The sequence below is a fragment of the Chitinophaga rhizophila genome, from assembly GCF_019492185.1.
Classification (GTDB): domain Bacteria; phylum Bacteroidota; class Bacteroidia; order Chitinophagales; family Chitinophagaceae; genus Chitinophaga; species Chitinophaga rhizophila.
On record NZ_JAICCF010000004.1, the window covers coordinates 81,066 to 101,246 of the forward strand.

At 44.7% G+C, this 20,181-nt stretch carries 14 protein-coding genes; 4 read left to right on the forward strand and 10 right to left on the reverse strand.

The window, feature by feature from the left end:
- Positions 1-65: 65 nt before the first annotated feature.
- Both K1Y79_RS20500 and K1Y79_RS20505 read right to left on the reverse strand, forming a co-directional pair.
- Complete coding sequence (locus K1Y79_RS20500) at positions 66-713, reverse strand: acyltransferase (protein WP_220252064.1); 648 nt, start codon at positions 711-713, stop codon at positions 66-68.
- A gap of 4 nt (positions 714-717) precedes the next feature.
- A complete protein-coding gene (locus tag K1Y79_RS20505; RefSeq protein WP_236059762.1) occupies positions 718-1,833 on the reverse strand; it encodes a glycosyltransferase in 1,116 nt (371 codons plus the stop codon).
- A 221-nt stretch (positions 1,834-2,054) separates the two neighbouring features.
- Between K1Y79_RS20505 and K1Y79_RS20510 the strand changes: the two genes are divergently transcribed.
- Both K1Y79_RS20510 and K1Y79_RS20515 read left to right on the forward strand, forming a co-directional pair.
- Entirely contained in the window at positions 2,055-3,590 is a 1,536-nt protein-coding gene (locus K1Y79_RS20510; protein ID WP_220252066.1) for a bifunctional GNAT family N-acetyltransferase/carbon-nitrogen hydrolase family protein, read from the forward strand.
- 14 nt (positions 3,591-3,604) lie between these two features.
- Positions 3,605-3,898 carry a thiamine-binding protein gene (locus tag K1Y79_RS20515; RefSeq protein WP_220252067.1) on the forward strand — a complete coding sequence of 98 codons (294 nt, stop codon included), beginning with the start codon at positions 3,605-3,607 and terminating at the stop codon, positions 3,896-3,898.
- 4 nt (positions 3,899-3,902) lie between these two features.
- Here the strand turns inward: K1Y79_RS20515 and K1Y79_RS20520 are convergent, their stop codons facing one another.
- The 3 genes from K1Y79_RS20520 to K1Y79_RS20530 all read right to left on the reverse strand — a co-directional run bounded on the left by K1Y79_RS20520 (position 3,903) and on the right by K1Y79_RS20530 (position 7,797).
- Positions 3,903-5,165: a glycosyltransferase family 39 protein gene (locus tag K1Y79_RS20520; RefSeq protein WP_220252068.1), complete on the reverse strand. Its 1,263-nt coding sequence runs from the start codon at positions 5,163-5,165 to the stop codon at positions 3,903-3,905.
- Between the two features lie 70 nt (positions 5,166-5,235).
- Positions 5,236-6,483 (reverse strand): YeiH family protein, encoded by a 1,248-nt coding sequence (locus K1Y79_RS20525; protein WP_220252069.1) that lies wholly within the window; start codon positions 6,481-6,483, stop codon positions 5,236-5,238.
- 75 nt (positions 6,484-6,558) lie between these two features.
- Entirely contained in the window at positions 6,559-7,797 is a 1,239-nt protein-coding gene (locus K1Y79_RS20530) for a nucleoside recognition domain-containing protein (protein ID WP_220252070.1), read from the reverse strand.
- A 140-nt stretch (positions 7,798-7,937) separates the two neighbouring features.
- Between K1Y79_RS20530 and ychF the strand changes: the two genes are divergently transcribed.
- Positions 7,938-9,041, forward strand: a complete 1,104-nt coding sequence (gene ychF / locus K1Y79_RS20535) for a redox-regulated ATPase YchF (RefSeq protein WP_220252071.1) — start codon at positions 7,938-7,940, stop codon at positions 9,039-9,041.
- A gap of 74 nt (positions 9,042-9,115) precedes the next feature.
- On the opposite strand, the gene K1Y79_RS20540 is transcribed toward ychF, so the two are convergent.
- The gene (locus K1Y79_RS20540; RefSeq protein WP_220252072.1) at positions 9,116-10,129 is read right to left on the reverse strand and encodes a phosphotransferase enzyme family protein; all 1,014 of its coding nucleotides are present in this window, start codon (positions 10,127-10,129) and stop codon (positions 9,116-9,118) included.
- A gap of 110 nt (positions 10,130-10,239) precedes the next feature.
- Here K1Y79_RS20540 and K1Y79_RS20545 point away from each other — a divergent pair, with 110 nt between their 5' ends.
- Complete coding sequence (locus tag K1Y79_RS20545) at positions 10,240-11,544, forward strand: glucosidase family protein (protein ID WP_220252073.1); 1,305 nt, start codon at positions 10,240-10,242, stop codon at positions 11,542-11,544.
- 56 nt (positions 11,545-11,600) lie between these two features.
- On the opposite strand, the gene K1Y79_RS20550 is transcribed toward K1Y79_RS20545, so the two are convergent.
- From K1Y79_RS20550 to K1Y79_RS20565, 4 genes are all read right to left on the reverse strand, one after another.
- Positions 11,601-14,357 carry a TonB-dependent receptor gene (locus K1Y79_RS20550; protein ID WP_220252074.1) on the reverse strand — a complete coding sequence of 919 codons (2,757 nt, stop codon included), beginning with the start codon at positions 14,355-14,357 and terminating at the stop codon, positions 11,601-11,603.
- 198 nt (positions 14,358-14,555) lie between these two features.
- Positions 14,556-17,678, reverse strand: a complete 3,123-nt coding sequence (locus tag K1Y79_RS20555) for an efflux RND transporter permease subunit (protein ID WP_220252075.1) — start codon at positions 17,676-17,678, stop codon at positions 14,556-14,558.
- A gap of 14 nt (positions 17,679-17,692) precedes the next feature.
- A complete protein-coding gene (locus tag K1Y79_RS20560) occupies positions 17,693-18,772 on the reverse strand; it encodes an efflux RND transporter periplasmic adaptor subunit (protein WP_220252076.1) in 1,080 nt (359 codons plus the stop codon).
- A gap of 14 nt (positions 18,773-18,786) precedes the next feature.
- Positions 18,787-20,088: a TolC family protein gene (locus K1Y79_RS20565; protein ID WP_220252077.1), complete on the reverse strand. Its 1,302-nt coding sequence runs from the start codon at positions 20,086-20,088 to the stop codon at positions 18,787-18,789.
- Between the last annotated feature and the right edge of the window lie 93 nt (positions 20,089-20,181).

Here is a 20,181-nt window from a genome sequence, read left to right on the forward strand (position 1 = left end):
TAGGCTGGACCATTGGTCCAGCCTATTTTCTGTAAAGCAGCAGACGGAGTGAAGTTATTAACGCGTTAGTGTGTTGCACTCACCTGACGTACCCGCTCCCATAATTTTGTTTCATCGTTGTACTGTTTGACAAGCTTTGCCGGATTACCAGCCACTACACTGTAAGGAGGAACATCTTTAGTGACAACGCTGCCAGCAGCAACAACTGCATGTTTTCCTATTCTGACGCCGGCAGTAAGTACCACGTTTGCACCGATCCAGCTATCAGCGCCTACATAAATTTCATTAGTTGTGCAGGGCTGCTTACCAATAGGCGTATGTATATCCTGGTAGCCATGATTCAGTCCCGACATAACAACATTCTGGGCGATAATCACATTATCTGCAATCGTTACAGGACCGATAATGACGTTAGCAATCCCGATCTGTACTCCTTCGCCGATCAGTACATCGCCCATACCGTTATTCACTACGGCAAAGTCTTCTACGATGGAGCCGGCACCAAGATCGAAGGCGTTAAAAGGAAATACATCCAAACGGGCATGCCGGCGGATAGTGGCACCCTTGCCTTTTTTATGGATCAGCGGGTTGACAAACCACCTGACCCACAGGCGCGGCTTAGCCTGGTTCTTTGGCATCAGCATTCTGTGTACGAACTGTTTCACATTAGGATTACTCTTAATCCTGGTTTTAAGACTGGTAAGTGTACTCATCAGACTATGCAGTATTTAATATCGCCTCATAAATGGCAGTTACGGAGTTCTCCCAGCTGTGTGACCTTGCAAAAGCAACGCGCTGTTCCAGTAGCGCGGCATTGTCTTCAGTGATTGCCTTATTGATCAGCGTAACGTACTCATTTGCATTCCGGGCAAGATATGTGTGTGAATCAAAAAATTCCATGGTTCTGGTAGCAGTTGCTACCACAGGTTTTCCTAATGCCAGGTATTCATCTATTTTTAACGGATAATTGCCTATCGTCAATACATTTACCTGCTGCGGGTTGATACAGACATCAAACGATTTGATGTAGGCAGGCAGGTCTTTTAGTTCTTTTCTGCCCAGGAAATGAATATTGGGCAGCTTGTGTAGAACAGATTGCTGGAAAACCTCGTCTTCCGGGCCTACCAATACAATAGACCAGTCTTTCCGTTCCCGCGCAATGTGTGCAATTGTGTCGATATCAAGACGATGTGAGTTCAGTGCACCTACGTAGCCCACTACCGGTCCTTTGATACTCTTCATATCGTCGGGAATATCGTACTGTTTTGTAATATCAAAGAGGCTGAGATCACAGCCCTGGCCGACATAATAACTATTTGGATTATATTTTTTCAGTATGTCTGTCAGGTAGTTCGAGTTGGCGACTGCAATATCTGCTTTCGCAATATGTAAAGGCTCCAGTGCTTCACCGTGTTTTCTCCAGTAATCGACACCCAGCAAATAATCCCTGCTGTAATAGATATACGTTGACGGCTTTAACAACTCCTTCATGTAAAAGCCACGGAAAATATCGTTATCATTGAATAATATAACATCTTTGAAGCCCAGTTGGTTCATTGCATCCTTAATACTGGCGGCAAACTTCCTGTTGTTTCGTTTGTTTAACAGGGAGAACAGCGGGCGTGCAGGGGCAGGTAACCAGTTGATGGATTCCAGGACAGCGGAAGGGTAATAGCTCCACAGATTTTCCCTAACAGGGACGATGGCAGGTTCTGTTTTCTGAATTGTTTTAAGATGATAGACAACATTTGGATCGTCCTTCTGATGTAGGATTGTTCTTCTGTCCAGCGGAGCATTGACATATAATACGCGGTTATGGCGCGCAAATTGCAAAGCAATATTTTTACAATTACTTCCTATTGGGGTATACCACTGCTGTAAGCCAATGATAACTATATCCCGGTTCCTGATAAGTGACACTGCAGTTGTGAATTAAGGTGAAATAATAGCTTATCGAGGTCTACAAGGGAGCATGGTTAAAAAACAACCCAAATATAACTACTTTTTTTACATTATAGAAAATCAGGCAGCAAGAAGCCGAGAACTTTTATGTTATGACAGCGAAACACATACCTGAAACAATTGAGATCAGACAACTAACTCCGGAAGATTACCTCGATCTGAAAGAATCTATGGTATCTGCCTATGCAGATATGGAAGGAAGTTATTGGCGTGAACCTACTATCCGCAGACTGGTAGAACTTTTTCCTGAAGGACAGATTGCCGTTACAGTGAATGATAAAGTGGTAGGTTGCGCACTGTCAATTATTGTTGATTACGGAAAATTTGGTGATGAACACACTTATGAGCAGATCACCGGTTATTATACCTTCAGTACCCATGACCGGAAGGGAGATGTTCTGTATGGTATTGAAGTGTTTGTACATCCTGACTACCGTGGACGTCGCCTGGCCAGAAGATTATATGATGCACGTAAGACGTTATGCGAACGCCTGAATCTGCGTGGTATTGTAGCGGGAGGCCGTATACCCAATTACCTGTCATTTGCGGATGAAATGTCCCCCAGGGATTACATCGAAAAAGTACGCGACAAAGAGATCTATGATCCTACATTGACTTTCCAGTTTTCCAATGACTTTCAGGTGAAGAAGATTCTCAAGAATTATCTGCCGCATGATGAATCTTCGAGAGGTTTTGCGACACTGCTGCAATGGTACAATATCTACTACGAAAAAGATCACGATACTATCAGATATAATAAATCGACAGTGCGTATTGGCCTTGTACAATGGCAGATGAGAGATTACGGCGGACTTGATGGATTTCTGCAGCAGGTGGAGTATTTCATTGATGCAGTGAGTGATTACGGATCTGACTTTGTCGTATTCCCCGAGCTATTCAATGCACCACTGATGGCAGAGTTCAATCAGCTGGACGGCGCAGCTGCCATAAGAGGCGTTGCCAGGTATACAGAACAGCTCAGGGATCAGTTTATCAAACACGCCGTGTCATACAACGTCAATATTATTTCAGGTAGTATGCCTATTGTGATAGGAGAGTCGCTGTATAATATCTGTTATCTGTGCCGCCGAGATGGCACACATGATTACTACATCAAAATGCATCCTACGCCAAGCGAGGTGTACTCATGGGGTATCAAAGGAGGTGATCAGCTGAAAGTGTTTGATACTGACTGTGGCAAAATCGGAATCCAGATATGTTACGATGTGGAGTTTCCGGAGCCATCCCGCATACTTGCAGAGCAGGGAATGCAGATATTGTTTGTACCTTTCCTGACAGATACCCAGAATGCATTCAATCGCGTAAGGTTCTGTGCACAGGCCAGAGCGATAGAAAATGAGTGTTATGTAGCAATTGCAGGCTGCGTAGGTAATCTGCCAAAAGTGAATAATATGGATTTGCAGTACGCGCAGAGCGCCGTACTGACACCTTCAGATTTCTCATTTCCCGTAACCGGCGTAAAGGCAGATGCCACCGCTAATACAGAAATGGTAGTCATTGCAGATGTGGATCTTGTACTGCTGAAAGAGTTACATGCCTTCGGCAGCGTACAGACCAAAAAAGATATGCGCAGGGATCTGTATGAAGTAAAGTGGAAAAAACGTTAAACAGTATAATGAATATGGCACACAAGATCAATTTAGCGCTACAGATTCTCCCTTCTGTTCCTGGAGACCAGGTTTATGCAGTTGTAGATGAAGCAATAGCAGTCATTCAGGCTTCCGGACTGAAATACAGGGTTTGCCCCTTTGAAACGGTTATCGAAGGTACGTATGATGAATGTATGGAAGTGGTACGCAAGGCGCAGGAAGTCTGCTTCAAAGCCGGCGCTTCCCAGCTACTCGTATATGTGAAAATGCAGATAAAAAAAGACACAGATGTCAGCATAGAAGACAAAACCGGCAAATACGACTAAGTGATCAGTGAAACTGGAAATATGTTTCCAGCGATAGTAGTCCGATAATCATTCCGGCAGTAAAACGTATCCACTGCCCGTAGCTGACACGAATGAATGGTGCGAGTAGTATGATAAACAACGGTGCTGCCTGTGCAACATAGCGCGAGCTGAAAAGATGTGTCACCTTAAAACTGGTAGCCAGCATCAGCAGGGTTGAGCAAAGGATGAACAGGAAAAATGGTTCCGTACGTCGCTCCATTCCCTGCCAGCATGCACAGTATAGAAAGTACACAGCTATGGTCGCCAATACAGGCGATATCAGATACGGGTACAGTTGCATAAATGCTGCCGGAAAGATTTTCTTCAGCGCTTCATTCAGCGGTGCATATTCATAATGCAGCCAGAAATAGTTGGCTGGCAACAATATTGCATAAATGACTACCAGCGATATCAGCACCCATTTATTGTAAATAAACCAGGAAGGCGCAATGATCACCGCGATTAATGCACCGTAGGCAAACGCCAGTATGCCGTGCCAGGGTACCAGTCCGCCCTGACTGATGATAGCCTGTTTAGGTGGCATCAGTCCTTCCCATATAAGAAAAACAGGTATACAGCAGGCCAATGCCAGACCAATATAGATGGTCACGATTGCCCATTTCATTTTTCCCCCGGCTGTATGAAGTAGCAGAAGCAAAGCCGCTGGAGCCATTACCACAAAGGGTGACCGCCCGAGTATAGCCAGTCCGAGGCATAAGCCAGCAATAACAGCAAACAGTAACCCCGCCCAGTGATGCTTTGCTGCTTGTTCTATTGCCAGCAATAGTAGCCATATTGAAAGGCTGGCGAACAGCATCGGTGGGATTTCTGTCAATGCCATACCGGATACTTGCCACACCATCGGGATGGCCATGATATGTATTGCCGGTAACCAGGTGTGTTGTTTGCCATGCTTCTGCATCCGGCTGATAATTGCAGCTAGTAAGAGAATAATCAGCAGAAGCATAATAGTATTGACCAGCCTTATGCCTGGTGTCTGCATATGTGTAATTGGCTTCAGTGCATAATGGACAAACTGGTATAATGGGCCTGGTGCCTGATTGTCTATATTCAGGAGAAATGTGCGGCTTAGTCCGTGTTGTTCAAAAAGGTAGACATTGGGAATGAATAGTGGCTCATCAAACAAGGGAGGCTGGGGGTGCAGCAATGTAATGACAAACAACAGTATGTACCCGGCTATACCGGTAAGGATCAGGAATCTTTCCTGTGATCTGGGGTGTTGCATAAGTTTAAGGATGGGTATAAAGGCCGTTCACAGTTATGGCTTTACCGACAACTGTGAACGGTGCAAGGTATTATCTTCCAAATACAAGATACGCAATCACCAGCGTAAAAATAATATTGAAAGCCTGAGCAATGATAAATGCTATTGCCGGACGGCCGTTTTCCATTTTAAAGATATCAGTAAATTTAGTCTCTAGTCCTATACATGTAAAGGCGATAGCAAACCAATAAGTCTGCAGTTCTTTCAGAGGACCTTTGGCCGCAGCAACAGTAGTAGCAGGGAGGGCGAAAGAGAAAAGCACGGATGCCAGTACAAACCCCAGTACAAATTTGGGAAAACGTTCCCATATGGTACGCAGGGTTGGCTTTTCGTATCCTGCTTCCTTGCGGCTGTAAGACCAGTAAAGAGAAATGAAGAAAGCCGCAAGTCCTAGCAGCACATTCTGAGAGAATTTCACCAGTGTGGCATATTTCAGTGCTTCATCACCAAGCATAGTACCGGCGGCTACCACAGCGCCGGAGGTATCAATAGTACCTCCCAGCCATGCACCGGCAACAGCAGGAGGCATATGCGCCCAGGTAGCGATATATGGCATAAACAGCATCATTGGAATTGCCACAATCAATACCAGGGATATGACATGAGAAAGTTTCTTGTTATCTCCTTCAATAGCGCCGGCAGTAGCTATAGCGGCAGACACACCACAGATAGATACAGCGCTGGATATCATCATACGAAATTCATCATCCAGCTTGAGCTTACGGCATAGCCAGAAGCTGAAGTACCACACGGTAAAGACAACAGCCACAGACTGTAGTATACCTAATCCGCCTGCCTTGATAATGTCGTTGAATAATACATTTGCACCGAGTAATACCAGTCCAATTTTGATATACAACTCCGTCTGAATAGCAGGTTTTAGTATCGCAGGTACACCAAAAATGTTACTGATTAACAGGCCGAGTATAAGACTAAACAGGACGACTTCTACGCCAAAGTCCTTGAGTGTTTTGTAACTGGCAATAAACTGTGCCAGCAATGTAACGAGAATGATGAACAGAAGAGAGATGAATAGTTTGGCGGCATCTACACGTCCGGTGAAGGCTTTTGCAAGCAGCAGGCTACCAAATACCCACAGGAAGAGTATACCTGTGTGTTTCCAGACTGCTACTCCCGCAAACTGAGCGGTAACAAAAGAAGCATCATTCCATTCGGCAACTTTCGGCAGTACAGGCTTCAGACCAAAAAGCACCAGGCCGATCGTTAAAAAAGCAATAATTACAGCAATCCAGTCTTCGTGAAGCGTTTTCTTAGGCATGACGTTGATTAATTAAGTTTTTCCCCTGGTGGAAGCAGATCTATTGGTGGTGCCGCCCAAGATAATAAAAAGAATCTAAGTTAATGGAAAGAAAATATAAGCAAGAATGATCGCTGCAATGATGCCAACCGCGTCAGCTATAAGTCCGCAGGTGAGGGCATATTTTGTCTTCTTGATATTAACAGAACCGAAGTATACCGCCAGTACATAGAAGGTCGTCTCAGTAGATCCCTGGATAATGCTTGCGAGTCTGCCAACAAATGAGTCAGCGCCATGTGTTTTTAGGATATCTACCATTAAAGCACGGGCAGCCCCTCCGCTAAGAGACTTCATCAGTCCTACCGGCAGGGCCTCTACAAATGCCGTATTCATACCAGTAAAGGCAAAGATGGCTCTGAGGATGTCCAATACATAATCCATACAGCCGGTATTTCTGAAGGCACTGATTGCAACCAGCATCGTAACGAGATACGGGATGATAGTGATGGACACCTGGAAGCCTTCTTTTGCACCGTCAATAAAAACATCATAGACATTAATCTTTTTTATTGCAGCGAGACCGAGGAAAGAAACTATCACGGAAAAGATGATAAATCCACCGATGAAGGCAGTATATGTGGCTATTTGATCTGACGGAACTAGTCTCATTAAATAAAATATAGCTGCGAGCAGTAGTCCGAAGCCGGCGAATGCAATGAGAATAGGAGCCTTCAACAAATTGATACGCTGATATAACGCAACCGCCAAAAGACCGGACATAAATGAAATCAATGTTCCGATCATGGTAGGAATAAATATATCTGCGGCATTGGCGCTACCAGCAGCAATACGCAGAGCAATTACCGAAGTAGGAATCAGTGTAATACCAGCAGTGTTCAGCACCAGGAACATAATCTGTGCGTTGGTAGCAACTTCTGGTTCAGGATTTAGTTCCTGCAATTGTTTCATAGCTTTAAGCCCGACAGGAGTAGCTGCATTATCCAGTCCTAGTGCGTTAGCACTAAAATTCATCAGTATTGAACCCATAGCAGGATGCTTCTTGGGTATTTCAGGAAATAATCTGGAGAAGAAAGGGTCTACCCAGCGAGCCAGGATACTGATCATTCCACCTTGTTCTCCGACCTTCATGATACCAAGCCAGAAGGTCATGATACCTGCCAGGCCCAGGGATATCTCTGCACCGGTTTTCGCGCTGTCAAACATACCATTCATAACAGTAGAGAATACGGCGGTATCGTGCAGGAACACAAGGCGACCAACGGCCACAACAAAAGATATCAGGAAAAACCCCAGCCAAACATAGTTTAATGCCATATGGTGAAATGATTGAGCATCAAATCTAATGGCAAAAATTTAATATTAAAAACAGAAATGTGTGTTATGTAATCAATGTCATGGATAGAGGCTGTACATTAATCGCTAAAAAAGTATTATCTTTGCGCAAATTTTTTAAAATGGCGTTACAAGTTGGAATTGTTGGATTGCCGAATGTAGGGAAATCGACATTATTTAATGCGGTAAGCAACAGCGCAAAGGCGCAGGCGAGCAATTATCGTTTTTGCACAATTGAACCTAACGTAGGACTTGTAGACGTACCAGACGAGCGTCTGGCTAAGCTGGAAGAGCTGGTAAAACCAGAGCGCGTGGTTCCTACCACTATCGAATTTGTAGATATTGCAGGCCTGGTAAAGGGTGCAAGCAAGGGTGAGGGCCTGGGAAACAAATTCCTGGCTAATATCCGTGAGGTAGACGCAATTGTACACGTAATCCGTTGCTTTGAGGATGACAACATCCTGAGAGAAGAAGGTGCAATCAACCCTGTGAGCGATAAAGAGATCATTGACACCGAACTGCAGCTGAAAGACCTTGAGAGCGTGGAAAAGAAGATTGCACGTACCGAGAAAATGGCAAAAACAGGTGGTGATCCAAAAGCAAAGAAAGAATACGAAGTCCTGAAACAATGCCAGGAACACCTGGAAAAAGGTAAAAATATCCGTGAGCTCGGTCTCAGCAAAGAAGATCGTACAGCGATTGCCGACTTGTTCCTGCTTACAGAAAAGCCGGTACTTTATGTAGCAAACGTAGATGAGGCATCGATGCTGACTGGTAATAAATACTCTGAAATGCTGCAGGCATCTGTAAAGGCAGAAAATGCAACTGTAGTAGTAATGAATAACAGCATCGAGGCACAGATCTCTGAAATGGAGGATCCGGCTGATAAAGAACTGTTTTTGTCAGAGTATAATCTGACAGAACCAGGCTTGAACCGCCTGATCCGTTCTGCTTATGGCTTACTAAACCTGATCACCTATTTTACTGCTGGTGTACAGGAAGTAAGAGCCTGGACTATTCATACAGGTTGGAAAGCGCCGCAAGCTGCGAGTGTTATCCATACGGATTTCGAGAAAGGTTTTATCAAGGCGGAGGTGATCGCTTACGCTGATTATGTAAAATATGGCTCTGAATCTGCCTGCCGAGACAATGGCCGCTTACGTATAGAAGGTAAAGAATACGTAGTAAACGATGGTGATGTAATGCACTTCCGTTTCAACGTTTAAGATACTTCAGGTTTTATCACTGAAGGGTACAACAAATCTAAGATGTCCCGGGAACGGCCCGGGACATCGCCTATTTAGGGCAATACCTCTCCAGCTTTCTGCCATTCTTCTTCTACAAGTTTTTTAATCACCGCTATACGGCTTTGTAGTACATGCAGCTGTGTGAGCGGATAGAATTGGTCGTGTGTCAGGTGAAATCCCATGTAAAATACCCAAAAGCCCAACCCCAGCCAAGGAATAGCAGCTTTTTCAGCTTCGCTCAGTGGACGTACTTCGCAGTAGGCTTTCAGGAAAGTTGAATACGCCTGTTCCATCTGCTCCGCAGTGAGTCTTTGCATAGCCTTATCAAGTAACAGCTGCTGACGGAAGGTCATGATATCCTGAATAAGCCAACCGCGACCGAAGAAATCAAAATCAAATAAGGTGATCTGATCTACAGCATCAAAATGGAAGTTTTTAGGCAGAAAATCGAAATGGCAGTAGCCGCTGACTATACTTTCCTGCCCAATCCCGGATAATTCTTTTTTAACCCGCTCTATTGCCTGTGAAAGCCATTCGTAGGTAGCAGGATCTTCTTTAAAGTAATCTCTTACAGCAGCCAGGGGCTGATCCAGGGTAGTAGTTGTGTCAAAGGTCCAGCGTTCGTGTTCTAATTGTATCGTTGCAGATACGGTATGAAACCGGGCCATTTCCTTGCCCAGTTGCTGTAATTGATAGCCTGAAAGTATGTTGTGAGAACGGCCCTCAGCATAGGTGAATAACACAGCATGACGTGTACCTTCTGCTGCTGATAATGCCTGTATCGCTTTTCCTTCTTTATCTTCCACCGGATAAGACACTGATACGCCCGCGGACTGTAAGATCTGCAATAAAGTAACCTCCGCCTGTATATTGGCTAATGTCCGGTGTGAAGGTCTGTAGATGCGCAAAATGTATTGTTCGGCTGCTGTCGTAACCAGGTACGTATCGCCTACACCGCGAACAATGAATTGGCAAGAAGTGTCCTGGAAAGCATATTGTTTGCCGACATAGTCTGCCAGAGCTTGGGGACTGAGGGTTGAGTAAGTAGTGGGGAATATGGGTTGCATGTCACAAATATAATACGGAGCTACAATAACCTGGGGACTAAAAGCAATAATATGTTTGTATATGTAATTACATGTCAGTACATTTATGTCTATAACAGAACATCTTTAATATGCGTAGCTACTTCGCCTATCTGGTTCTGACGTTATCTATGCTGCACATCTCCACGTCAGCTTCCGCGCAGAAAAGTAATACGAAAGAGCTGGCGCTCTCCATCCTCAATGACCACCGGCTGGATACTATTCAGCGGAGGGCGCTGTCCTTGTTAACCGGTTTTACTGCTGGTACTTCTTATGGAGAAGTCTGGATCAGGGATCTCAATACATTCATTAAAGGTTCTCTCCAGGTTCACGCAAGGGAAGAAGTTAAATCCATGTTGCTGCTGTTCTTCAAGATGCAGGGAGACAGTGGGGATATTGTTGATGGAATGATTGATAGTAAGAAAGCAGCTGCTGGTTATCAATACCGTTACGCTGCGCTAGCTCCAGAATGGGCGGCGCATAAAAATACTGTTGAAACTGATCAGGAGTCTTCATTGATACAAGCCGTCAGGAAATACATTGACGTGACAGCAGATAACGGACTATTAGATGAAGAAATAGGAGGTAAGAAGGTTATCCGCAGAATGGAAGACGCGCTGTTGTATATATTGCAGGATAGATGGTCGGCGCAATACGGTCTTGTTAAGGGCGCAACCACCATAGACTGGGGAGACGTGCAGCCTGAAACCGGTTGGGGAGTGGCTGTTAACGAAAAAACAAAGTGGTCTATTGATATCTATGATAATGCAATGTTTGTTCTTGCCATACAGGACTTCCTGGCTTTAAAACCTGCGTCCTATAAACCATCTAAAGACTGGAAAGCAATAGCTGCAAATATAAAGGCGAATGTTCGTAAGCACCTGTGGCGGAATGCAACTCAAAAGTATATTCCCCACCTGTACCTGGAGGGTAGTCCGTTTCCTGCATCCTTTCAGGAAGACATAATTCTCTACACAGGGGGCTCCGCCTGTGCTATACTGGCGGGTTTTAATACGCCTGCTGAAATTGCGGAGATAAACAGACAAATGGTCAAAGCTGCAGCCAGTGAGCCACATGCAACAATCGGCATCACGGTATATCCGCCGTATCCAGCGGACCTATTCCCGAACATGCATCCATATATATACCAGAATGCAGGCGACTGGACATGGTTTGGCGGCCGGATGATACAGGCATTGATTGCTAATGGCTACATCAAAGAGGCTGTTACTGAATTGGATCCGATAATTAAAAGGACGCTGTTGCATAATGGATTTTATGAATGGTATGACGTCCGGACAGGCGCTCCTAAAGGCTCCGGTGATTTTAGAGGAGAGGCAGGGGTATTATATGATACGATTAATATGTTACGCGAATGGGCCAATAAACAGCAATAAAAAAATAGGCAGCTTCCATGTATAGAAGCTGCCTCTTTTCAATTACTCAACAATAATTATCTTAACAAATCATCAAACAATACGGCTACATAGTATATACCACCTGCTCTTGGATTACCAAAGGATGTCTGGAAGTAGTGATTCGTTATATTAGAACCGCCCACTTTGATTGTTCCTTTGATCTTTGGTATTCTGTAATTTACCTGGGCATCAATAGTGCCATAGGCGGAGACTTCTCCTCTTACAAAGCTGGAGCTCCACGTAAAGGCATCCTGCCAGCGATACATCACATTGAATCCAAGATTTTTGTAGATGTTCTTATTAGCTAAGCCTATATTGAAACGATACTTAGGCGTATTGAACGCATTATCCAATTCATTCTCACTGTCGGTCAACTCATTATACGAGAAATTACCTGATAACGTCCAGTTGTTAACCAGATAGTCCAAGCCTAAGGCACCACCCTGTGCACTTACTTTCTCAGGATTGTTCACGTAAGTAGCAAATATTCTGGCGCTGCTTAGCGTAGGATCCTGTGCCAATGGTACAGTCGGCTGTATCAAAGCTGTATAGGAGAGGAAGTTCTTGTAGGAACTGTAATAGTAATAAGCATCAATCAACAGGCGGTTTTTAATGAGTCCTTTATAACCGATCTCATATGCACTTACACTTTCAGGTCTGAACTTATTGAAGTTATACTGCTGCAACTGGGAAGGATCGCCGGTAGCAGAGTATCGCTGTACACTTGCTTGCGTATAACCTTTGTTGTTATAAAGGTCATACTTTGTCAGCAGTTCTGGCAAACCACCAATCAGGCGGGTATTTGCGCGTATAGGGAGGTCAATATACTGGTCCTGGTTAGTAGGATTGCGGTATGCGGTCTGGTACGAAAGGCGGATATTGTGACGTGGAGCTACAGTGAATACGCCTGACAAACGTGGTGTAAAGCGACCATCAAAGTTCTCATTCTTGTCATAGCGGATAGACCCTGTTATCTTAATCTTGTCATTCACCAGTTTCTTTCCAACCTGCAGATAAGCTCCGTATTCGTCAATTTTAATACGGCCGTCCGCATCGTCAAAGATAGTACCGTCTGAATTGAGTGAGTAACGACGTAAAGATGCACCTGCCTGTACTTCCAGTACTTTCAGATGGTCTGTGAAGTCATAAAATCCTTCGTAGTGATACAGGTTAGTCTTATCATTAAATTTAGCACCATTTCTGCCCGGACCAAAACCAATATACTGTCCGGCAATTATCTCCTTAGCCTGGTCAAAACCAGTGCTGCCTGGTTGTAAACGGTTTCTGTCTGCATATTGCCTTGCAAGTGCATGTGCCTCCTCATTGGTTTTTGCTCCGGGAGCTCCGGGATAGATGCCTGCACGTGCCTGATTATAAACGGTTGCATACTCTGCAAACCAGCCACCGGTAACATTGCCATTTGCATCTCTTACTACACTCGGGTTGTAAGATTCATTGAGAATGGTGCCCAGCGCTGTTGCATTGTAGGCGTCTCCGGAACGCTCCTGCGTAGTGTATCCACGTACAAAGAACCGTTTACCGCGTACTTCCAGTTTGTATTGTCCAAGGTTGAATTTACGGAGTGAATAACGGTCAGATCCTGTGTAAACGGTAGTACCGGTACCCCAGTTCCCCTGAAGGATGACCTCTGTATTGTCTGTTATCTTATAATGGAATGCAGCGCCTGTTTTTAAACTGTGCGTGCTATAATCTACCAGGTCTTTCTCGCGGTATCCGGTACGTGATACTGCCTGGCCATTCAAAGCTAATCCTGTTGCGCCGTATGTATTGGTAATTTCGTCTCCATAGACATTGACGCCATCATAGTTCGGGTCAGCAGCATGTGAAAATCCTGCTTTTGTACGAAGGTTTAATCTGTCAAAGTTGGTTGAGTCAATAGCTTGCCAGTCGTCTGCCTGCATATAACCGAAGTTCAGTTTAAAGGCAAATTTGCCAAAAGCTTTTGCAAAGCGGGCAGTAACATCAGGTATGAAACCAACGTTATCCTGCTGTTTCTTACCCAGATGGTTAACGCCTGCCTGTAATTTCAGGCTCAGACCCTGGTACTCAAAAGGACTTTTGCTCGTCATCAGCAGGGTACCGTTCATTCCACCTGCACCATACAATGCAGAGGATGCGCCCGGTAGTAATTCTACGCTGGCTACATCCAGTTCTGATATACCTACGATATTACCTACTGAGAAGTTAAGGCCAGGGGCCTGGTTATCCATACCATCCATCAGCTGATTAAAGCGCGTGTTACCATTGGTATTAAATCCTCTGGTAGTAATCGTACGGAAGGTAAGGCTCTGTACACTTGACTCCACACCTTTCAGTGAAGGAAGTGCATCATAGAAACTTGGAGTAGGGGACTCGCGTATAGCCGTCGCATTCAACTTCTCAATAGACACCGGAGATTCCAGTATGCTTTGAGAAACACGGCTGGCGGCAACAACGATTTCTTCTCCCAGGATCTCCGTAGAGGCGAGTTGTACCGTAATATTCCCGGCACTGTTCACTACCTGGGTGGTATTCGCGTAGCCCACGGATGAAAAGATTAGCGTAACTGGAAACGGTTTGGTCGTGTTATACCTGAAGTTTCCGCTGCCATCGGTAATAGTGCCGGCCAGCGACCCTTTAACGCTGACAGTTACACCGGGTAAGGGATTACCTGTCGTCTTGTCTGTTACTGTACCTGTGATAGTCTGCTGTTGTTGTGCATGCACAACCGACGGCAGCTGCAGGAGCAACAAAAGGGCACACAAACAGGCTAGTTGTAAGTAGTTCTTCATACTGTGGCGATTTAGGATGATCTTGGGATTACTTTATGTATTAGTTTAAATGAATGTAAGGAAAATTGTTGAATTGTTGACAGTCTCCGATTTTATACTTAACAACCGGAAACCGATTAAGTTCTGGTATCACAAAACGGCTGTAAATAAAAAAAGGAGCTCACAGCGGAGCTCCTTTTTCCAAAGAAAATGATAAAACTACTTCAGTTTCTGTCCCATCTTCCTGTAACCCAGGTAGAAGAACAAAGGAAATACCAGCAGCGTTAGTATTGTGGCAGTGATCAATCCGCCAATTACTACTATGGCCAAAGGTTTGGAAGTCTCAGAACCAATTCCTTTGGACAGAGCTGCTGGTAAAAGTCCGATTGCAGCCATTAAAGCGGTCATCACAACAGGGCGTACTCTGGTACGGACCCCATCCCTTATAGCTAATTCCAGTGTATGTATATTAAATTCATGCCGTTTCACCAGCTGCATGTTATTCTTGAATACAGATATGAGAATCACCCCATTCTGTATACAGATGCCAAACAGCGCAATGAACCCGATCCCCGCCGATATACTGAAGTTCGTACCCGTTATCAGCAGGGCTGCGATACCCCCAATAATGGCAAAAGGTACATTCAGCAACACTAATCCCGCATCTTTCACATTGCCAAACATCACAAAAAGTATCAGGAAGATGATCATCAGACTGATAGGAACTACTTCCGTCAGGCGTTTGGTTGCACGCTGCTGATTTTCAAAGTCTCCGGCCCACTGCATCTCATAACCTTTATCCAGTTTTACCTGTTTATCTACTTTCGCCTGTGCCTCAGCAATTACGCTACCCATATCACGGCCACGGATAGAGAATTTTACAGCGGTATAACGTCTGTTGTCATCTCTGAAGATAATACTCGGGCCGGTCAGTGTATGAATGGTGGCGATATTTTTAATCGGCACGCGCGCTCCACGCAGGGTAGGGACCATCAGGTTACTGATTGTTTCTGCTGTGTTGCGGTATTTCTCTTCATAGCGTAGGCGTAACTGGAACTTACGTTCCCCCTCATATATCTGTGTAATGGCTTTACCCCCGATAGCCATTTCTATAATGGCATTTGCGTCAGCTGTAGTAACGCCATATAGCGCCATTTTATTTTCATCAAGGTCAATTCTCATCTCAGGTTGACCGATATTTTTTATTACACCCAGGTCTGTTACTCCCGGAATGTCCTTCATAATATCATATACTTCATTGGCCCGGGCCTCTGTATACGTCAGACTGTCCCCATAGATTTTCACACAGAGTGAGCCTTTTACACCGGATACAGCTTCCTCCACATTGTCCATAATGGGCTGGGAGAAGTTCAGATTCACTCCCGGATAAAGGGCCAGTTTTTCCTGCATCCTGTCAATCAGCTCCTCCTTTGTCAGGCCGCTTTTCCATTCATCCTTCGGAAAGATATCTACATGAAACTCAATATTATAGAATCCTGTGGCATCTGTTCCGTCATTCGGACGTCCGGTTTGTGACATTACCTGCCTCACTTCCGGGAAAGCGAGAATAATCCGGCGCATCTTATTAGCTAATGTTTTAGACTCATCCAGCGATACACTGAGCGGACATGTCGCCCGGATATATATCGCCCCTTCGTCCAGTTCGGGCAGGAACTCTGACCCCAGGAATTTAAACATAAACAAACCTACGCCTACCAGGATAGTAGCTACCATCACAGTAATACGTTTATGCCGGTAGGTGCGGGTAAACATTTTCATTACTCCATTAGTCAGCCACTCTACAAAGATATTGTGCTTCTCCCTGACATTCCTCCTTAACAGCAAACTACTCAGTAAAGGTATCAGTGTAAGTGTCAGTATCAGTGCACCGAGCAATGCAAAGCCAAGTGTCCAGGCCAGCGGAGAAAACATTTTGCCTTCTACTTTCTCAAACGAGAAGATAGGAAGCAATCCGGCAATAATAATCAGTTTTGAAAAGAAAATAGCCTTACCTAGTTCGCCTCCTGTCTGCTTGATCAGTCCCAGCTTGGAAAGTTTATTAAACCTTTCCATTCCTAACTGACGCTGTTTGTGGTCGAGTAATACAAATATACCCTCTACCATTACCACGGCGCCATCTATAATGATACCGAAATCTATCGCCCCCATTGATAGCAGATTGGCCGACATCCCTTTGAGTGTCAGACATATAAAGGCAAACAACAATGCAAGTGGTATTACGATGGCCACTATTACTGTCGTACGCCAGTCGGCCATAAACAGGAACACAATTACTGTTACAAAAACAATCCCTTCCAGCATATTGTGCAGTACGGTATGTGTGGCAAATTCTATCAGGTTGTTACGATTATAGAACGTATTGATCTTTACATCCTGTGGCAACACCTTCTCATTCAGATAGTTAATTCGCTCTTCCACCCGTTTGATCACCTCACTGGGGTTTTCGCCTTTCCGCATCACAATAATTCCCTCTACTACATCATTCTGTTTGTCTCTGCCCACTTGTCCGAGTCGTGGCAGTGCTGATATATCTACCTGGGCAATGTCCTTGACCAGGATAGGGGTGCCATTGATATTATCAACAATGATATTGCCAATTTCCTCGGCATTGTTCAGCAACCCGATGCCCCGAACCACATAGGACTGAGAGTTGTCAACTATTACATCACCACCCACATTGATATTACTCTTGGATATCGCACTGTATACATCCAGTGGTGTGATATCATAAGATGCCAGTTTCTGCGGATTTACAGTGATCTCGTATGTTTTCACTTCTCCTCCGAAACTCACTACATCACCGACTCCCGGCACGTTCAGCAGCCTGCGCTCTATCACCCAGTCCTGTAATGTTTTCAGTTCCTTGACGGTTTTTGTCTTACTGTCGAGCGTATACCGGAATATCTCTCCCGTAGGACCGGTAGGAGGTTGTACATCTGGTTCTGCGCCGTCAGGTATCTCCACGTCTCTTAACAGGTTATTGACCTGCTGACGGGCAAAGGCATCGTCAATACCATCGTCAAAGATGACTTTAACTACAGAGAGTCCGAATACCGTGGTAGAACGTACAGATGTCTTTTTCTGCACCGGGTTCATCGCAATCTCTATAGGTACCGTTACAAACTTCTCTACTTCCTCGGCACTTCTTCCGGGCCATTGGGTGATAATAGTTATCTGTGTATTGGTGACGTCCGGAAACGCTTCAATAGGAATATTCCTGAATGCAATCACGCCCCATATAATCAGGAGTAGTGTTGCAAAACCTATAAAGAGCCTGTTCTTCAAAGAAAAGGCGATGATTGATTTTATTATTTTCTGCATAAGATCCTCCCTGGTTATTTAACGTTAAGTGCGTCGTAAATGAAAACCTGAGAACTGGTAACTACCTGATCGCCTTCCTGCAGACCGGAGATAAACGCACGGTCATCTATTCTGCGCAGCAGACTCACTTCCTTCACCTCCAGCTGGTTTCCCTTCTTAACAATTACATATTGCTTACTATTATCCATCACCATCGCTTTGGCTGGTATGCTGAGTACTGCAGCACTGGTTGCTGTGCTTACTTTTACAGTAGCAAACATCTCCGGTTTCAGCTCGCCATTAGCATTGGGCATGCTGATACGTACCTGCATAGTACGATTGGCAGGGTCAAGCACGTTGTACACCTTGTCTATTTTACCCAGGTATTCCTTATCAGGATTGGCGAGTGTTTTTACTCTCACTTCATCGCCTAAACGTATGTTACTGATGTCTGACTCGTATACATTGGCAATGATCCATACCGTTGAAAGATCTGCTACGGTGAAGAGGCTGTTATTATTATCCTGACGTACCTCTGAATTACCACTGATGCTCTTTTCTATTACATAACCGCTGATAGGCGCTTTGAGGGTATAGGTAGCGCTGCTGCCACCACTGATACTGGCCACCTGCCTGGCGCGGTTCAGTTCCGATTGTGCTTTCTTATATTCAAGCTGCGCAGAAATATAGTCCTGTTGGGTAGCAAGGTTACCATCGAAGAGTGATTGCTGCGTCTCCATATTCTTCTTTGCCATCTCCACACTCGATTCTGCAATAGATACATCATTGTTAATACCGGCTACTTCAGCACTTTGCAGTACTGCCAGTACCTGGCCTTGTTTGACATAATCGCCCAGTTCAACCTGTACACTCTTTATTTTACCACTTACCAGGGAAAATACTTTCGATTCCTTGCTCTCGTCTGGCTGAATCTTACCATTCAATTTAATTGTCTCCGAAGGCGCTTCCATCCTGGCAGGAGAGGTTTCCAGGCTCTTGATAAGGCTGTCTGATACAGGGGGCTCGTCTTTTTTTGTCTCGGTATGATGAGCGCCGCAGGCTGATAATATACCTGTTATTGCAAGCGGCAAAATATATTTAATGAAAGGTTTCATGACAGTGTCTGTTATTATTTATTATTGAACAAGGTTTTCCCAACAGCGAAGTTGAGCGTTTCTATTGCCTGCATCCTGGCGTTCTGCAGCTGATTCAGTTGAAGGATGTTCTCTTTGTAAGAATCGTAGAAGTCCGTCAGTTCCAGCAGGCTGATATTCTTTTTAAGGAAGTTATCTGTAATTGCCTGTAGCAGCTGTTCAAACTGGGCACGGAAGGCCGGATCGACTGTTTCTAACATTTTATCTGTATTGACTGCTTTCGCATAGGCTGTCTGCACCTCGTTCTCTACTACCTGCGTTTGTTGTTGTACCAGTAGCTTTGTCTGATCTACACTATATCTCGCGGCTTTTATATTACCCTGATTCCGGTTGAAGAATGGCAGGTCAATAGCCACATTCAGGAAGGTAGCGTTATCTACGAAACTTCCCCTTTTATCAAAAGCTGCTCCCAGCGTCAGATCCGGTGCTGCTATTGCCCGCTGCAACTGATAATTCTGCTGATTATACAACAGGTTATTCTGTGCAAGTTGCAGATCCTGGCGGTTGACATAGGCACTGTCTACCAGACTTTGTAAACTTGTCTGCCTGATCTCAGGAATGCCACTAATTGCAGTATCCGGCATAGCGGGTACAAACCAGGCATGGTTGTTCTGTAATAATAGTTGTAGTTCTGCTTCCAGGTCATTCAGCTGGTTCTGCATATTGGTACGGTCTGCGCGGAGACTATACAATAAGGAACGCAGCCGTACAGCGTCTTTTAATGTAACCAATCCTTTCTGCTGAAGGTCTTTGTAGGTAGCATCCATTTTAGAAAGCGAAGCAATCTGCTCTTCGTAAGCCTTCATGGAATTTTGCAGATAATAAGTCTGATAGAAATTACTACGTAACGTATAACGTAAAGTGCGTAGCAGATCAAAGAACGCATTCTCTGCCATACTTGCATTTGTACGCGCCAGCTGGATCTGCTTATTTCTTCTGCCGGCAAGGGATATCAGTTGTTGAATGCCAACTTCATACTGGCCGGTACGATTGCTGACGTCAAAGAATTTGTTCCTGTCAGGATTGTAAATGTTACCGCTGAGGGTCAGGTTGGGATTGTTGTATAACCTTGACTGAATAATCTCTGCCTGTGCGATGGAGACATTGTATTTTTCAGCCAGCAGTTGGAGGTTCTTCTCCAGAAACTGTTTTTCTGCATCCTGAAGTGTGATACGCAGGGTATCCTGGGCATTGGCTGACAAACCTGTCATCAATAGCAATACACAACAGGTAAGTAACCGGCAGAACGATGCTACGCGAGCGTCCTTACTAGACATTTGATTCGTTTAAATAGAATATTACAAAAGAGGGTGCGTGAGAAAGATCAACAATATGGGCGCAGAAAGGTTTATCAGTCAACCGATTGCAGT